1 protein-coding gene is annotated in these 581 nt (G+C 76.1%); it reads right to left on the minus strand.

Annotated features, from left to right (window positions below; translation table 11 throughout):
* A partial coding sequence (locus FDP13_RS21475; RefSeq protein ID WP_234424462.1) for a hypothetical protein occupies positions 1 to 581 on the minus strand: 581 nt, incomplete at both ends.

Here is a 581-nt window from a genome sequence, read left to right on the forward strand (position 1 = left end):
GCCGTCAGCGCCAGTCGCCGCCCTTCCAGCCGCCCGGTATTGGTCAGCGTCCCCGCCGTCGTCACCGTCAGCGCCGTCAGCCCGGTGACCGTGCCGCGGTTGTCGAGTCGGTCCGCCGTCACCGCCAGCGTCTCCCCCTGCCAGCGCCCGCCGTCGTTAACGAGGGCCGCCCCCCTCAGGCCCAGGGCCCCCTCGCTGTACAGCTCGCCCGCGCCGCCGTAGTTGCCGCTCAGCGTCAGCGCCCCCCGCGCCGCCAGCCGCCCCGCGTTGTGCAGGTCCGTCCCGGTGACCGTCAGGTCGCCCAGCGCCGACAGCGTCCCCCGGTTGTCCAGCCCGTCCAGCGTCAGCCATGCCCCGCCGTTCACCGCCAGCGTGCCGGTGTTAGCCAGCGCGCCGCTCGTCAGTTGCAGGCGGCCGGCCTGCCCCTCCCCGGCGTTGACCACCGATGCCGCCGTCAGCACCGCCGCCCCCGGCGTCAGCAGGCGACCGGTGTTGGTCAGCGCGCCGTCCGCCGTCAGCGTCAGCGCCTCCCCCCCCAGCAGCGTGCCGCCGTTGTCCAGCGACCCGGCGGTCACGGCCAG

The sequence above is a fragment of the Dickeya sp. ws52 genome (genome assembly GCF_007210685.1).
In the GTDB taxonomy this organism is placed as follows: domain Bacteria; phylum Pseudomonadota; class Gammaproteobacteria; order Enterobacterales; family Enterobacteriaceae; genus Dickeya; species Dickeya chrysanthemi.